This is a genomic window from Mobiluncus mulieris ATCC 35243, from assembly GCF_000160615.1.
GTDB classification, from domain to species: Bacteria; Actinomycetota; Actinomycetes; order Actinomycetales; family Actinomycetaceae; genus Mobiluncus; species Mobiluncus mulieris.
On sequence record NZ_GG668518.1, the window covers coordinates 476,266 to 492,775 of the forward strand.

Below are 16,510 nucleotides of genomic sequence, written 5' to 3' on the forward strand. Positions count from 1 at the left end.
TCTGAACTTCATGCAATCGCTTCAATCCAACAAGCCCTGGCACTAATCCAAGAAAACCACCTCCACCTGCCTTTGCTTATACCGGACGTGGAAGTATTGAAAGGGCTACGTGAGGATTCCCCGGAATTCTACGAAAAATACTTGAAAGCGATTGATTACGAAATTGAAACCACTCGCACCGAGCGCCTGAAACGCTTCAATATCCCCGCGTTTTACGCCACTTGCGGCCAGTTCCTAGGGTTTTTTGCAGTGATATCGGTGTTGGGGTGTCGGTCTATGCCGTGTCGCTGGGTGCGCAGTGGCTCGCAGGAATCCTGGGTGTGATAGGCATCGTTGCGGTCGCGGCAGTGTTCGGAGCGAACCAGAAACCCAAAGAAAGATGACCGGCGAATCCCGGTAAAATATTCCAGAAAATATACCAGCCACGCCGCCACCAGCCCGTTCCAGGGCTGTTTCCGTGTCAGATTCTGGCGAGCGTCACGGTGGCGAATGATTCGATGGCGAGGCTGGTTCCACGCATCTATAGTCTCGGGCAGCCAGCCGAAAGTAGGACGCGACCCGTGCCCTATAATCGCATCCGGCTCAGACAGCTTGTAGCGAGACAAAGTAGCCGGCTTCACCCCGATACGCGCCGCGAGCCCCCGTGAAGAAAGAACACAAGCACCAGGGCTCCTCGTCGAAGGTCGAGCAGTAAGCAACTGGCCGAAAGTATTACAAGAACTAGCCCTAAACTACCCCGAACGATTCAAAACAAACTAGCAAAACCAAACCCCACTTACACAAGAAACTTGACAAGCTCGTAAACGCTCTGTTGGAAGCGGAAGTGTATGTGGACTACGTGGCAGGGATTTCTGCGGGGGCAACCTGCCTGGTGAACTATCTGGCTCGGTTGCCGCAACGCTCCCGGCGCTGTTTTATTGACGTTTCTACCTATTCTGCTTTTGGCGGCTGGAAGACCGCCATCAAAGGTAAAGGGATTTTTGATACCCATCACATGTACTACGACATGACCGAGCCAGGGGGAATGCTGGAACTGGATTATGAACGGTTTGCGGCCAATCCAGCGCTGTGGCGTGTGGGGGTGTGCAACGCCGAGCGTGGCGAAAATGTCTATTTCGGTGCAGACCAGGTGCACACGGAGCAAAAGCTGACCCATGTGTGCAGGGCTTCGGGATCCATGCCGATTGCCACCCCGGTTACCTACATCGCCGGGGAGGCCTGCATGGACGGTGCCATAGACCCCAGCGGCGGGGTTCCTAGCCTGAATCTGGCGGTGAACGCTCAAAACACCGCGCGGACCAGGATTCTTTCGCGCTGGATTTCCAGCGAAGGGTCGCGTGAACTGCCAGAATTTCAACACACGGTTATGATTGGGGGGTGAAAGATAGCTGGCGGGTGTTCACCCGTGATGTGAAACGGATTATTGCGGTTCCGCGGTCCCTGATTATCGTCTTTGGCATCTTAGTCACCCCAGCCCTCTACACTTGGCTGAATATTGCGGCCTTTTGGAACCCCTATACGGCAACGGAAAACCTGCCCATAGCGGTAGTGAATAATGATGTGGGAGCGGCATCTGCACTGACTGGTCAGCTCAATGTTGGCGACCTCGTAGTCGAACAACTGTCAGAGAATAAACAGCTCGGCTGGCAGTTTACGGATCAGGACACGGCCAATCACAAAATCAAAGCCGGGGAAGTTTATGCGACTTTCGTTATCCCCAAGACCTTTAGTAAAGATTTGGTCGATATTTTCAGCGGTCAACGCCACCAGCCAACCATCGAATACTATGTGAATGAAAAGAAAGGCGCTATTGCACCAAAAATTACCGATGTCGGAGCAAATGAACTTGATATTCAAATCACGTCTACTTTCCGAGGCCAGGTCGGCGAAGCCATTGCGCAAGCTTTGCGCGATGGTGGGTTAGAGATTGACGCAAATGTTGTCGGTGCTCAGGGTAGTGCTTTAGATGCCTTAAGCGGTATCAATCGGAACCTGGCTGATGCGCAAGTCGCCTTGGATTCAGCCAGTACGTCTCTGACGGGTTCCTTAGAGACTATGAAAAAAGTCCGGGCTGCGCTGGCTGCAGCTGACCCCGCATTGGCTGATGTTTCTGCGGCTTTGAGCAACTCCCAAGACATTTTAGGAACGGTTGTCTCCGATGTTTCCGAATTCACGGCTACGGCGGGGCAAGCCAGTATTGACGCCCAAAAATCGCTCAATGAGTCCTTGGCGGCGGCGAGCTCGGCGGTATCGAATGCAACCAGTAAACTCACCGAAATGGACTCGCAGCTACAATCCGGTATTCAGCGGGCGAATGCTTCGACAGCGAAAATGCGTGCTCAGATTGCGGTTTTGCAAGGTTACCCGCAGACACAAAAGCTCGCTGCGAAGTTGAATTCCCAGCTGAGCGACATGCAGAATCTGCTCGCTAAGGTCGGGAAAACCGGATCAGATGCGGCAAATGCCAGCGAGGATCTGAAGGCGCTAATGAAAGCCTTTGATCAGGCTCAGACCGATGCGCAAAGAGTTGCCACTGGTCTGCGTGAACAGTCCAATCAGGCAGCATCCACATTAAATGCCCGGGTGACGCAGCTGTCGGCACAGCTGGGAGCCATCAAATCTGCGGTGGGTGTTGCGCGAATTTCCCTTACGGAAATTTCTGCGTTGACCCACGGAGTTGATGACCAGATTGTGAACATGCAAAACGTGCTTGGCCAGGTGCAGGGCAACCTGAATGGGCTGGCCAGTACGACTCGCGGGGCGCAAACCGATGTGGCGACTCTGGCCACCGCGCTACGAACCGGAACCTTGGAAAAAGTCATTGGTTTGGACCCGACCAATATCGGACGCTACCTGACTTCACCGGTGGAATTCGACCAACAAACACTCTTCCCCATCAACTCTTATGGTTCGGGAATGGCGGCCATGTTCATCAATCTTTCCCTGTGGATTGGTGCGTTTATCCTGGTCATTATTTTCCGGGTGGAAGTCGATAAAGAGGGCTTTGGCTGGTTGAGTTTGCGCTCGGCTTATCTGGGACGATTTATGCTCTCTGGTGTGCTGTCTATAGGGCAGGGGTTGATTGTCAGCGTGGGCAGTTTACTAATGGGAGTTCAAGCGGTCAATGCTCCCGCTTTTATTGCTACATCCATGCTGATTGGGCCGTGTTATTTGGCAATTATCTATGCCTTAGCGGCAGCGCTCAGTCACGTTGGTCGAGCCCTGGCAATCTTACTGGTGGTGTTGCAGATTCCCGGCGCCTCGGGCATCTATCCGATTGAGCTCATGCCCGGATTCTTCCGCCAGCTTTCCCCAATACTCCCGTTTTCCTATGGCATCAACGCGATGCGAGAAACTATCGGCGGGTTCTATGAGGGGCGTTTCTGGCATGTTATGGCGGTTTTATTGATTATGAGCGTCACGGTGTTCCTGTTGGGGTTTGTGGGGAGGCGTCGCTTGGGTTACTTCACCCAGCTGTTCTATGACGATTTGGCTCGCACTGAACTGGTCGTGAATGAAAACGTGCAGCTGCAAAGCCCTAGTTACCGGTTGAGTAACATCATTGCGCTGCTGGGCAACCGGAAAGAATTTTCCACCCGTATCAGTCGACGTCAAGAAAAGTTCAATGCCCGTTATCACGCTTTGATTAATGGACTGAGCAGCGTGGGGATTTTGGGACTGGTTGTGCTGGGGATGATTTCCCGGCTCACCTCCGCCAGTAAGCCAGTGCTTCTGGGCATAGTAGCGATTTGGGGACTGGTCATTATTGGGGCGCTGGTTAACGTGGTCGCGCTAAAGAGCTCAATAGAACGAGCCGAAAGGCTGTCGCATCTGACGGAAGATGAGCTTTTCGAGAACCTCGCTCGCCAGCGAGATGCAAATACAACCAAAACCACGACTCGGTCGGAGAGCCTGAACAGCGGACATAACTCGAGCTGCGGTGAATGCCGCCTGATTACCGCGTCGGAGCAGGAAGACGACGCGGTGGAATCCGTTCTGGGAACCGCCGTCGAAACATTGGATGAAATCGGAGGCGAAAGCGCGGGGAACAACCCCGAGGAAACTCAAAACGAAACCGTGGACCAATCTGCTGATGAAATCCCGGACGAATCCCAGGATTTAGCCCGGAACGACGCAGCGGATCAAAGTACCAAGAAGCCGACGGGCGAAACCGATGCCTCAGTAACCGGGGAGGCGGCACGATGAACAAAGTACTTTCTATCATTCGTGACGACTTCCGCCAGATTCGCAGCAGCGTCATGGTTCGGATTTTCATGGTTCTGTTGATTACCGTGCCCTTGTTCTTCACCTGGTTCAACGTACTGGCGACCTGGGATCCCTTCTCGAATTCGGGACGGTTGCAGATTGCCGTGGCCAGCACCGATGAGGGTTACACCAGCAAGCTCCTGAACGTCAAAGTTAATGTGGGGGATACGGTACTCAAGGAACTGGCCGTGAATGACCAGTTCGACTGGGTTCTGACCAGCAAAGATCAAGCTTTGGAAGGTGCACGCTCAGGGGAGTATTACGCGGCAATTGTGTTGCCGGAGGATTTTTCGCAGTCCATGTTCACGTTCTATGCCGGCGGGGCCGCCCCGGCGGATATCACGCTGTACACCAACGAAAAGAAGAACCCACTGTCCGCCAATCTCACCACGCAAGGCGCTCAGGGTGTCACCGCGCAAATTAACACGACTTTTTCGCGAACCTTGGCCGAAGTCGCTGTGGGTATTGCCGAGGATGTGTCCTCTTACTTGGACACCGCCGACACTCAGGTGGCCTTGGATTGGCTGAGCAACCGCCTCGAATCCCTCTGTGCACAACTGAATTCCGGGGCGAATACAGTCAGTTCTCTGTCTACCGTGATAGGTTCGGCGGTGCCTCTGGCCACAGGGGCTAAGCAGCTGGCTGCGGGGGTGCAGGACTCTTTCGATGAGGCTGTTGGCGACACATTTGGTTCCAGGGTCAATAGTACCGGGGGGACGGATAATCCCTTCGCGGTTGTTTCCTCTGGGCTCGATGATGCTGTGAGCCTGGCCGCAGGCAATATTTCCAACCTGCAAAATCAGTTGGACAACTTGCTGGATTCGGCCAATAGCACCACCCAAAGCACCGCTGCTGCAATCGAAGAGCTGCAGACCTTGTTGAATAAACAAATCAGTGGATTCCAAAAGACTCGGGACGCAATCGAGCAGTCACTGGGCTCGGACGGGGCGGATTTGCTGGGGAAGGATTCGACTGTAGACCGGTTCCTGGCCGAGATGGACGCGGCGATTGCTCGCCAACAAAGCCTGTCGAAGCAACTGGGCACTATCGCTGCTGACCTGCACCGGGGGGTGCCTCTCGATTCTGACCTGAGAGAGTCGGCCCACCTTGCCATGTCGGACGCGCAACAGGCTATTGACACGGCCCGTTCCAACTACGAGAACAACTTGCAGCCAAAGATTGAAAGCCTGCGCGAAAACCTGGATTCTGCCGGCAAGAATGAGGAAGTTTTCCGTTCATACCTGGAGGCGATACAAACCGACCTGTCGGAAAGTTCAGGCGGGATGATTGCGAGTATGCGCCGCTCCCAAAAGACCCTGGCCGATACCGCGCAAAAGATGCGTGACGGGGCTAGCCGCCTAGACCGGGCTCGTGAACAGATAACGTCCACTCGGGGGAAAGTGGACTTGGACCAAATCGCAACGACGTTGGGGGCTGACCCCAAAAGCTTTGCCCGCCTGATTTCTTCCCCCATAGCAGTACAACGCAATGCTGTGTTCCCAGTCGCCACTTTCGGGGTGGGCATGGCTCCGCTTTTCACCGTCATAGCCCTGTGGGTTGGGGCGCTCCTGGCGGGGGTATTCCTGCGCACTGACGTTTCTCCGAATGTGGGTCAACGCTACCTGGACAGCGTTGCAGCCCGGAAACATCCGGATACAGCCGCTAGCGCGGATACGAATGCTGCGGAATCGTCACGATCAGCAGAACCAAGTACGAAATCGGGCGAAATAAGACCGACTCCAGCTGCGAAATCGGCCGTGAAAGCCGCAGTAAAAAATCCTGTCTTCACCGGGGCTCAGGAGTACCTGGGACGCTACTTCATGTTCTGGGCAATAGGGATGGCTCAATCCACCTTGCTGATGATTGGGCTGATTGTGTTCGTGGAGATTGAACCGGCGCACCCCTTCCTGCTGATTTTGACGGGATGGATCATTTCCACCGTCTTTACCAATATTGTTTATACGCTGGTCGTGGCGCTTTCCAATGCAGGCAAAGCCTTAGCCGTGGTGTTGCTGGTGTTACAGATTTCTGCCGCTGGCGGCGCCTATCCGCTGGAACTGCTACCGCAGTGGTTCCAAAACATCAGTCCCTGGCTGCCGGCCACGTATGCGATTAACCTGATGCGTTCAGCTATCGCCGGGATTTATGCGGGGGACTTTGCTTATAACTTGGTGATAATCCTGTTGTTCCTGATTCCGAACCTGGTGCTCGGGCTGGTCTTGCGGCATACGATTGCCGGGCGTATTCACGATATGAACAAAGCCATTGAAAAAACGAAAGTAATGTAGTCGGGGCTACTCAAACTGCGGTGACCCAGGTGTCATGGCGCGTCGCCTCGGAGGCCATCGGGGAATAATAAAACGCATCGAATGCAATTGTTTTTACGCATTGGATGTGGTTTTTTACGGTAATGCAGTTCCTTGCTGGCCAGTGAGCCAGTCAATGACGTGGAGCATGCGGATTGAGGGGTCAGACCCATGCCGAACATAATGACACCCAAAAGGATTGCGACGTGCGGAGTAAGCATCCCAGCTGTAGCGGGGGAAACGAATCCCCACAGGGCTGCCGCAATAATCAGAACTGGGAAAATCGTCACAGCCTTTAGGGCGCTGCGGTCTTCGGGGGTAAGCGCTTTTGGCGCCACGGATTGGTTATCAGTTCGAGTATTAGTTTGAGTAGTCATGCTCCGACTATAGTCGTTTTGTCCATATAGCGGATAGCTGTATCAATATATGAGATAAAGAGAGTGTTACCAGGGTAAAGACGAGGCTAGAAATTGATTAAAATGTCATTCCTCAGCCGGTCGGGGTGTTGTCAGAAGGCTTGTCGGGTGCTGGTTCGGCGGCGGCATCGCAAAAAACTCGATGTCGCCTCGGGTAATTTCATCTTTAATGACTCAAGCGTCTGTCGCCTCGTACTTGTAGGTTGTGCGTACATTGTAATGGAAGTCGTCTCCAAGGTCTAATGCCTCAAAATGCTTCTTTGCACAGCCAATCTTGAGTTTTTCGGCATCGCGGAGCACAGGCTCGCCATTCTTTCCGCCTTTCGTCTCCGTTACGAAGTAAACATGGTGTTCACCATCAACATCCTCGACATATGCCCAGTCAGGGTTGTAGCTGCCCAGCGGCGTGTCAATCTTGAAAGTTGGAGGCAGTTTGGCGAAAACTAGCACTTCCTCCTGCTTGTCAAGTGCCTCGGCGAAGGAAAGCTCTACGCCGGCTGAGTCATACACCACATAGCTGTAGAGGCTTTTTTCGGCATTTTCTGGTTTCCAAGCGTTTTGTCCAATGTATGCGGTGTAGTCATCAAGTTCTAGGTCGCGCATTGTGTACCATTCCTCCTCAGGCAGCTTGACGTATTTGATGCCCTTAGCGATAAGGTCGTTCTTTACGCGATTAATCTTGTCGCCTACCTGCGCGAGGAAAGTTGCAGGATCGACCTCGAACTCATCAAGGCGGTTGCATCTCTCCAAAATCGTCTTGATAGTGCCACGTGTAAGTCCTACAGCATCCTGCAGCTCGGCAATAGGGTCAGGTAAATCATATTTCATCTGTCCCGTAACATTCACCAGGGAAGTCGCTGTACCCTCGGCGGTTAGGCCGGAATCATCGATGCTCAGTGAAGCACGTTCACTCGTCACTTGGGGCGGGCGAACGGGGAGCATGCCTTTTACGGCAGCGGTAGCCTCCTTGATGAGCTTCTCCGAATCTACGTTCACCTGAAATCGCGTGCGCCGGCGGATACGATCCCACAGAGCCTGAAAAGCCGGATGAAGCGTTACGTCCTTATGCAGCTCGACCGAGACTTCATTGGCCTTGTCATGAATCTGTATCTTCTGAGACTTTTGGATGATGATTGCCTCGATTTGTTCTCTAGCTGGCTCGAACTCGGGGGGAAGCTCCAGCACGTCGTTTTCGGCTGCGGCCTGCAGTTCCGGAGTCACTGCACCGTTGCTATCGACCATCCCTGTCGCGACGAGGTAATCGTAAACCTGTTTCGATTTCTTGTAGCCAAAGCGTTCCTCGACACCATTGGCGTCCGTGAGTGAAACTTTAGTGAAACTCTGCGCAATTATGATGCCGAACTTGAAGTCAGCAACCTCGAATTCCTTCTGCAGACCGCTGGCGAATTCGTCATAGCTTTCGTTGGCTATGACGGTAAGCACGTTCGACTCAGGGTCATATAGGCGCTCGCCGTCCTGGTTTACGCAAAGGCGCAGACCGCGACCGATTTTCTGGCGCTTAGTCAGGTTGTCTTTGGTTTCAACCAGCGTGCAGATTTGAAACACGTTAGGGTTATCCCAGCCTTCTTTGAGTGCGGAATGGCTAAAGATAAATGAGACGTTCTTATCTTCGTCCTTGTTGTCAGGAAAGGATATGAGTGTCTCTTTTTTCTGCATGATAAGTGCGAATGCGCCCGCATCGTCCGCAGTACTGGCGGCACCTTTGGAGTCTTTAAATTTGCCTTTCTTATCCTTGGCGAAATAGCCCTGGTGCACGGAATGGGAATCCGTCACCAAGGGAGCTCCGACGGCCTCGTAGCACTCCTTCCAGGTACCCTTATCGATTCCTGCCGCCTTGGACACACGCTGGGGTACTTTTGAGTTCAGGGCGTGGGCATACTCTTCCTCGAACATCTGGGCGTAGAGACCGCTATGGACTTCTGGTTCGTATACGCGATAGCGGTCGACGCGGTCGATGAAGAAGAGGGAAAGTACTTTCACACCGCGTGGCCACATCTCAAATTGTCGAGCCAAGTGATTCTCGATGGTGCGGCGAATCTGAGCACGCTTGACTATCTCGTCGTTGACGTCACCCAATGCCTCACCTAGCTCGAGCACCTCGCCGTTTTGGAACTCTATGAACTCGTTGCCCTCGGCGGCTCCGATGTTGTTGATGACCCAGCCGTTTTCGTAGTCGGTGTTCTCGCCACTCTTCTGGTAGAGGTCTGCGCCGGTTCTGACCGTGACGGCCTTGCGCTTCTGCGTGCCGTTCGCCTGGCGCACGTCGATGGACACCTTGGCGGAGAACGGATTCGACTTGACGGACTCGAGCCTCACGTACGCGCCATTAAGGTTCGCCGTAGCCTTCACCGAGTCAACGCAGATACCTTTCACCAGGTGTCGCTCGAAGGATTCCACCGGGGTCAAGCGATAAATCATGTTGTAAGTCTGTTTGTGTGTGGCCGAATAGCGTAACACGAACAGCGGGTTCAGGCTCTTGATGGCGGCCTTGGCCTGCTTGGTGTTGTCGACGCTCTGCGGTTCATCGATGATAACCACGGGTGTGCACGCACTCACGAGCTCGCAGGGACTAAACCCGCCGCCGAGCTTCTCGCTGTGGCGGTGAAAGAGGTTGCCTTCCTTCGCGGTGCCGTCCTCCTCGAGACCCTTATTAAAAGCATCAATGTTTATAATCATGACCTGGATGGAGCTCGATGTAGCAAAGTTGTCAACTGATCCCATGTTTTTAGAATCGTAGACGAAGTAGTCGAGCGGTGTGCGGTCGTAGAGCACCTCGAAGTGCTTACGGGTGGTCTGGAAGCTCTTGAGGACACCTTCGCGGATGGCGACGCTAGGTACCACGATGACAAACTTGGTGATGCCGTAACGGCGATTAAGCTCGTAGATGGTACGGATATAGACGTAGGTCTTGCCAGTGCCCGTCTCCATCTCGATGGTAAAGTCACGCAGACGACCATCGGTGAACACGTTTGTAGGAGGCAAACAGCTCTCCTCTTGCACGGAATGCAAGTTTTCCTGTAGCTTTCCCGGAGCAATCCGAATTTCGTTGCCGTAACCCTTCACAAGCTCGTCAAATTTAGTCATGCCGTTACTACCCAAATCAACGGTGAAGGAACTCTTGGAAAATTGCTGCCCGCGGAACAGGTTGCAAGTGGCTTCTATAGCTTCCTGCTGATGCTGCTGGTTGGATGCAAACTTGAATTCAAGTGCGGTCATGTTACACCGTCCTCAGTTCGATGTCCGTACCGATGCGTTCGCTGGCGTGCTTAAAGATTTGCACGGCGTTGAGTTTGAGCGTGTCATTGAGGATGGAATCGAGGATGAGCACGCGCTTTGGCTCCATATCAGCAATTGCCTCGAGTGCTTCGATGGTGAGGCCTGGGGACATGCAGCAGACGAGCTCATCGCAGGCGACCGACCAGACGGGATAGTCTGCGGCGTCGGACTTTTCGACGGGCAGTGTGAGTTCCAGCCCCCACTTGAGCATCATTTCGAAGACAATGTCGAGTTCGGTGCGATTGGGTTTCACCACTTCGTGCATGAGCTTACCAGGCTGTGGCTTCTCGATACCGGAGTCGTCGAGAGTAAAGACACGGAAACCGATATCGGGAAGCTGTTTCGGCTCTTCGCCTAGCATGAGTTGGCGGTTGGATTCATCGAGGTCAGATTTAATTTTGTCGCCGGCACGACGGATACGTTCCTCGCCGATGTCGCAGAGGGTTCTCCTGTCTTCCGCCGCCTTCTCAGGGAGCTGAACAAGCGTGAAGCGCGCGTTGCCATTTGTTGCGTATAAATTAATATCCATAACTGCTTGCGCGGTTGTTCCTGAGCCAGAAAAGAAATCCATAACGAGTGGATTATCATCAAAGTCACCATCTGTCCAGAGCAAGCTAATCAAGTACTTAATCAGCGACACGGGCTTTGGATAAGAAAATGCATTTCCAATCAGATTTTGGACTTCTTTGCTAGCATTTTCAGATGTATCTATTCTATCGCCAAAGCGATTGAATGTTGCTTTAGGATTACTGGTGTTCGTAAATATAATCTGCCTCGGTGATTCATTGGCGGTTTTCCCTGTGCCATAAATTGCCCTTATTGCAAATTTATCAGTTTTAACCCAAAAGGTTGTACCTTTGTCCAGTTCTCTCTGAACAGTCTCATTGGACCAGCGAGAACGGAAGCGAAGTCGGAATTCGTTCTCGTTGCGTGAGTCAATTATTTTTACCGAATCAAGAAGGGTGTATTCTTCAGAAGATGTCTCATTGTAGATTCCGTCAGGCATATTAAATTTAACGGTTCCTGCAGGAAAAAGGAGTGTATTGAGGTTATTGGAAGCGTTGTATAGAGGTGCATCCTGGAGTTCGTTTTTTACCTTCTCGACAAGGAGTTCTTTAACCCCCTTATCGACCAGCTTTTTAGCAAAACAAACTATATAGTCTGCATTACTATAACTATTAAGTTTCTGTCTTCCGAAATGTTGTGTTTTTTCCCAGATGAACAAGTCAATAAAATTACTTTCGCCATAAATATCACTGCACATTGTTATCAATCTGCTGAGTTCAACGTTGCTTATGCTAATGAAAATAACCCCATCGTCGCTCAGTAGCTCCCTGGCAAGCTTAAGTCTTGGATACATCATGGAGCACCAGTCGCTGTGGTAGCGACCGCTGGTCTCGGCATTGGACTGACCAGCAAGCCCCGCCTGTTCCTTGTAGTTTTCGATGGTGTTGCCGAAGCTGTCGTGGTACACAAAGTCGTGACCCGTGTTGTAGGGCGGGTCGATGTAAATCATCTTGACCTTGCCGTGGTAGCCGCGCTGCAAGAGCTTCAACACCTCGAGGTTGTCGCCTTCGATATAGATATTGTCCGAGTCAAAGGAGCCGTCCTTACCATCGCGGCTACGGCTCTTCTCTGGGCACGGGCGAAGCGTGGCGGTGCTCACGGTCTGCGACTGACGGATAGCGTCGGTCTTGCCAGGCCACGTGAACGCGTAGCGCTCCGAGCCCTCGTCCACCTCGTCGCCAAGCAGTAAGCGCAGCTTGTCGAAATCAATGCCGCTTTCAGAAAATGCCTCGGGCAGCAAATCCTGGAGCTTTTCCAAGCGGTCGTCTATTAAATCTTTCGATTCAAGGTCCATCTTTTCGATATCAGCCATTGCATATCTCCTTTATCTCGGCGACTATACTCTGTAAGCGTTGCTCTTCTTCACCCATTTTTATCCGTAGCTTTGCGGACTCGTTGAGCGTTACGCCCTTCGACCGCCGCTGCTCTTTCAATCGCTTGACGGAGGCTCCTAGTTCATCGTAGCGCGACATGAGGGCGATCAGCTTTTTTCGGTCTTGCGCTGGGCATTTGGGATAGAACCCCAGGCCGTCAATCGCGCGGGACAGCGCTATGGCGTGCGACAGGTCGAGCAGGTATTCCCAGAGGTCGCCCTGTGAAAGTCGCCCGAATGCCATTGCGCCTAGGAAGTCCGCATATTCTGAACGGTCTGGGTCGAACGTGCCGGTGGTCTCGATGCGGTCGATAACCGTGACACCCCGTTCTGCCAGACTCTTTCGTGTGAGAGCTACCGATATGCCGATATATCTATCTGCCTCGAGTAGGAGGACGGTCGGGTTTTGGAAACACTTGTGTATGAGCACGGCTACTTCTGTAAGGGCCATGTTTTTGGATGCCATTTCGCAGCGCAGCAGGATGATGCTCTGTACGTCATGCTCGTTGTCAACGAAAGATGGGATTCGCGTCGTCGACTTTTGTACCGTAGCGAAGTGTTCCAGGCGATTCACCTTGTTAAGGATTCTCTGTTCGGTTTTCGTGAGTGACGCCTGTCTGACAAGCACAGATTTAGGAATCCTTCGGTTTCCCGTAAGTGCCGGCTCGGGTAATTCGAATATAACATTCCAGTCCAACCTGCTCATCTAATCACCGCAAAGCATACGAGGGAATAGTCATCGAATCCCCTGGCAACATTGCTTCCTACCTCACCAAGGCTGAACAAGTTCTCAATCCCTTTATCCTGCTGGATTCCCGTGATTGCAGACACAACATCGTTGAGCATCTCAGTGTAGGTACCCATCTTTGTGCCGTCGTGTGTCTCGCGGTTGAATTCGTGGCACAAATCGGCGATGGGTTTGGCATGTCCTGAGCAAACGGCACGCATGATATCGAGCGCCGGTTTCGGCTGTGTGTGCCGCGTCATAATTTCACCATCGTTCGACACATACACCAAGTAATGGGGGAATAGGGGGTTAGTGTCCTGGGGATTGACTGACTCGTCAGTTTGCTTCAGACAGAAGACTACACCGGGTTTTACCTCACCACGTAGTTCATCTGGGATAGACGTCACAGCGTGCAGTCCCAAGGGGGAGTTCTCGAGTAGCCCGGGATGCTCTTTTACATAGCGTTGAAGTTCAACGCGGAAGTCGTCATAAGCGAAGTCTGTGATGGAGATGCCGCCTGAGATGTCCTCTAAATCGAGTACTTCGCTCTGCAGTTGCTCGAGCTGCTTGCGACGGTAGGCAAGATCGTTCATTTCATCCCTGTCCTTATATTCCAGCACGTTTTCTTCGCCGGTGGCACTCGTGTCCAGGAGAATCATACGGCCCTTGACCCGATTCTCTAGCTGGATGTAATCATCGAGAGCAATATTGGGCCAGAAGTTTACCAGCTGAATCTGACTGTTAGTAGAGCCCAGGCGGTCGATGCGACCGAAACGCTGGATGATGCGAACTGGATTCCAGTGGATGTCGTAATTTACCAAGCAGTCACAGTCCTGCAGGTTCTGCCCTTCTGAGATACAGTCGGTGGCGAAGATGACATCTATCTCGCCAAGGCTGCGCATCTGCTCGGGCAATTCTTTAGAAATGGGCGAGAACCTTGCGAGGATGTTTTCAAAGGTAGTTCTGGTGAGCTTCAGCGAGTACGTACGAGTGGAGCTGCCCGCCACCTCTGCGCACTCTATGTCGAGTTCGCGCTTTAGCCAAGACGCCAGATGCTCAAAGAGGTAGTCGGTTGTGTCAGCAAAAGCGCTAAACACCAGTACTTTGCGATTACCAGGATTGAACGGGTTATTGACTTTGTGCGCAATAAATTCGCGGAGCTTCAAGAGTTTGGCATCGCGTTCAGGCGTCACCGTCTCTGCGTACTGGAGCAGCTTGTGCAGCGTATTGATGTCGAATTCTAGATCCTGGCTGAGGCGGAGTGCGTCCACGTCATGCAAATCGACGCGCACCCTGCCGCCGGCCTCAAACTCTTCGGCATCGTCGTCTGTGTCGAACTCGAATGAGCTTTCATCGGCATCATAACCAACATTTGTACCAATTTCATCCAGGCGTTTCTTGAGTTCAACGCAACCGTCAAGAATTCGCTGCAGGGTGATTCTGAAGCTGTTGACGCTCGATTCCATGCGCTTCAGCACGTTCACGCGCATGAGGTTGGCAACGGCTTTCGTGCGGTTGACCTGGCTCTCAAAGTCCTTACCCCATGTGTTAATGTAGAGCGTTTCATAGTCTGAGCGTTTGTCATTTCGAACATAGGACAACACCTGATATTGGGCGAATGTAAGCTGGGCAATCATGTCATTCAGCGCGCCGATAGGTGGCAACTCATTTTCTGTGTCGATGGGAGTCTGGAATGATATGGGTTTCAGACGCGTCGGGAAAGTTCCGTTCTCGGCACCATAGTACTTCGTGATGTGCTTGCGACTACGCGCGATGGTTAGTACGTCGAGCAGCTTGAAATAGTCCGCGTTCACTGCGCTTACGAAGCTTTCTGTCGTGCGCTCGGAATCGTCGCGCTTAATCCATTCATTGAAACGAGTTTGCGCGACGCGGGTAACCTGGGTAATGGATGGAATACCGTCGGTATGAGCCAGGTACTCATCATCCCCCTCGGTGATGAGCTCAATCTGGTTGCGTAGGTCAAGCAGTTTATTGTTGACCGGAGTGGCAGAGAGCATCAGTACTTTGGTACGTACTCCAGCTTTGATTACGTCCTCGATGAGACGGGTGTAGCGATCCTTCTTATCTGCGTCGGTACTTTTGTTCCTAAAGTTATGCGATTCGTCGATGACGAGAAGGTCATAATTGTGCCATCGCAAGTGCTCGAGATCTATGTCGCCACTCATCCCGTAGTAACGGCTCAGGTCGGTGTGGTTCAGCACGTCATAAGAGAAACGATCCTCGGCAAGGGGGTTGCGGTCGTCGTTACCACGCGTCCACAGAGTCCAGTTCTCGCGCAGGCGCTTCGGACAGAGTACAAGCACACGATTGTTTCTCTCCTCGTAGTATTTAATCACGGCAAGTGCCTCGTAAGTCTTGCCCAGACCGACGCTGTCTGCGATGATGCAGCCTTTGTATTTCTCTAGTTTGCGAATCGCGCCTACAACTGCGTCACGCTGGAAGTCGTAGAGCTTACTCCACACCACAGAATCCTCGAACTTGATACCAGGGCGTATGCCGTTGTACTCGTCGTCTTCAACAAAGTCCCGGAACAGATGGTAGAGAGTGAGGAAATACACAAACTCGGGCGGGTTTTCTCGGTAAAGCTTCTCCACTTGGGCAGCTACCTGGTTGGTAACCTCCTCAACCATTGCTGGGTTGTTCCAGACCGATTCGAACATTGTTTTGAGTCCTTCTACCTCCTTCCTCCCCTCGAAATGGCTCACAAAAGTGACAGTATCGGGGCGTTGCTCGTAGCCCAGCCCTTCCTGCGTGAAGTTCGCGGCAGCCCCATTGAATGCGTGGTTCTCACTAGAGGGGTTTTCGATAACGTAGGTGCCTCCCGGTTGGATGGCGCCAGGTCGCTTGGCAGACTTGAAAACGCCCTTTGAGCGAATCCACTCGGCGCATTCGCGTGCTAGGGCGCGTTGGTTGAGGCTGTTGCGTAGCTTAAGCTCGAGCCCTGATCCTCCGATGCCCATCTCGCGTTTGCGACGGGCCACTTCGAATTCGCGGGGGTCTTTCTCGTCGACCATGCGCTCTATGAAGGTGGGCTCGCTGAACAGGAAACGTACCTCGTCAATTTTCGAGAGCTCTGCTTTGAGTTCTCCATATGCGTAGACGGTAAAGTATGAACTGATTATTGATAGTTTTGCGTTGGCAGAGATGGCTTTGCCAAGGGTATCTCCCAGACGTTCTGTGCCGATATTGTTCAATAACTCCATGTTTCTACACCGTCTCCTTCGCGTAATCTTCAATCATGTATATGTGCACAAAGGCAGAGAAACTCAGACAGCGAAAATTTACGGGGATTGCGGTCTCCGTCTAGGAGAAAGCTGCGCATCCCCGTTTCGTCTGGGTTGCTCTTGATGAGCTCCTTATAGAACTTGAGCCCTGGAGTGGTCTGGGTTTACTTCCTAGGCGTGTACCTTGCTTTTTATTGTTTCATACTTTCTGGTGTTTTGCCAGTATTGGTCTTCGGTTTCTTGGGGTGTTTGGTAGTTGAGGTTTTCGTGTAGCCTGGTGGTGTTCCACCATGACACCCACTCGAATATCGCGG

General features: G+C 52.5%; 8 protein-coding genes and 1 pseudogene. 4 read left to right on the forward strand and 5 right to left on the reverse strand.

Annotated elements, in window-relative coordinates; all coding sequences use genetic code 11:
• From HMPREF0577_RS11645 to HMPREF0577_RS02025, 4 genes and pseudogenes are all read left to right on the forward strand, one after another.
• Positions 1-324 (forward strand): annotated as a pseudogene (locus HMPREF0577_RS11645) (hypothetical protein); the annotation flags it as partial.
• Positions 325-811: 487 nt separating this feature from the next.
• Positions 812-1,381 carry a patatin-like phospholipase family protein gene (locus HMPREF0577_RS02015; RefSeq protein ID WP_004012012.1) on the forward strand — a complete coding sequence of 190 codons (570 nt, stop codon included), beginning with the start codon at positions 812-814 and terminating at the stop codon, positions 1,379-1,381.
• Entirely contained in the window at positions 1,378-4,206 is a 2,829-nt protein-coding gene (locus HMPREF0577_RS02020; protein WP_004012013.1) for a YhgE/Pip domain-containing protein, read from the forward strand. Before HMPREF0577_RS02015 ends, HMPREF0577_RS02020 begins: the two co-directional genes overlap by 4 nt.
• Positions 4,203-6,554, forward strand: a complete 2,352-nt coding sequence (locus HMPREF0577_RS02025; protein ID WP_004012014.1) for a YhgE/Pip domain-containing protein — start codon at positions 4,203-4,205, stop codon at positions 6,552-6,554. The genes HMPREF0577_RS02020 and HMPREF0577_RS02025 overlap by 4 nt, the downstream gene beginning before the upstream one ends.
• 32 nt (positions 6,555-6,586) lie before the next feature.
• On the opposite strand, the gene HMPREF0577_RS10760 is transcribed toward HMPREF0577_RS02025, so the two are convergent.
• From HMPREF0577_RS10760 to HMPREF0577_RS02045, 5 genes are all read right to left on the reverse strand, one after another.
• Positions 6,587-6,949, reverse strand: a complete 363-nt coding sequence (locus tag HMPREF0577_RS10760) for a hypothetical protein (RefSeq protein ID WP_004012015.1) — start codon at positions 6,947-6,949, stop codon at positions 6,587-6,589.
• A gap of 213 nt (positions 6,950-7,162) precedes the next feature.
• Positions 7,163-10,225, reverse strand: a complete 3,063-nt coding sequence (locus HMPREF0577_RS02030) for a restriction endonuclease (RefSeq protein ID WP_004012016.1) — start codon at positions 10,223-10,225, stop codon at positions 7,163-7,165.
• A gap of 1 nt (position 10,226) precedes the next feature.
• On the reverse strand, positions 10,227-12,164 hold the full coding sequence (locus HMPREF0577_RS02035; protein ID WP_004012017.1) for a site-specific DNA-methyltransferase: 1,938 nt from the start codon (positions 12,162-12,164) through the stop codon (positions 10,227-10,229).
• On the reverse strand, positions 12,157-12,930 hold the full coding sequence (locus HMPREF0577_RS02040) for a DUF4391 domain-containing protein (RefSeq protein WP_004012018.1): 774 nt from the start codon (positions 12,928-12,930) through the stop codon (positions 12,157-12,159). The genes HMPREF0577_RS02035 and HMPREF0577_RS02040 overlap by 8 nt, the downstream gene beginning before the upstream one ends.
• On the reverse strand, positions 12,927-16,175 hold the full coding sequence (locus HMPREF0577_RS02045) for a helicase-related protein (protein ID WP_004012019.1): 3,249 nt from the start codon (positions 16,173-16,175) through the stop codon (positions 12,927-12,929). The genes HMPREF0577_RS02040 and HMPREF0577_RS02045 overlap by 4 nt, the downstream gene beginning before the upstream one ends.
• Positions 16,176-16,510: the final 335 nt, after the last annotated feature.

Bases quoted from the DNA above. Each gene is read 5' to 3' on its own strand.
- HMPREF0577_RS02025 (WP_004012014.1), top strand. From the start codon at position 4,203: ATGAACAAAGTACTTTCTATCATTCGTGACGACTTCCGCCAGATTCGC.
- HMPREF0577_RS10760 (WP_004012015.1), bottom strand. From the start codon at position 6,949: ATGACTACTCAAACTAATACTCGAACTGATAACCAATCCGTGGCGCCA.
- HMPREF0577_RS02030 (WP_004012016.1), bottom strand. From the start codon at position 10,225: ATGACCGCACTTGAATTCAAGTTTGCATCCAACCAGCAGCATCAGCAG.
- HMPREF0577_RS02035 (WP_004012017.1), bottom strand. From the start codon at position 12,164: ATGGCTGATATCGAAAAGATGGACCTTGAATCGAAAGATTTAATAGAC.
- HMPREF0577_RS02040 (WP_004012018.1), bottom strand. From the start codon at position 12,930: ATGAGCAGGTTGGACTGGAATGTTATATTCGAATTACCCGAGCCGGCA.
- HMPREF0577_RS02045 (WP_004012019.1), bottom strand. From the start codon at position 16,175: ATGGAGTTATTGAACAATATCGGCACAGAACGTCTGGGAGATACCCTT.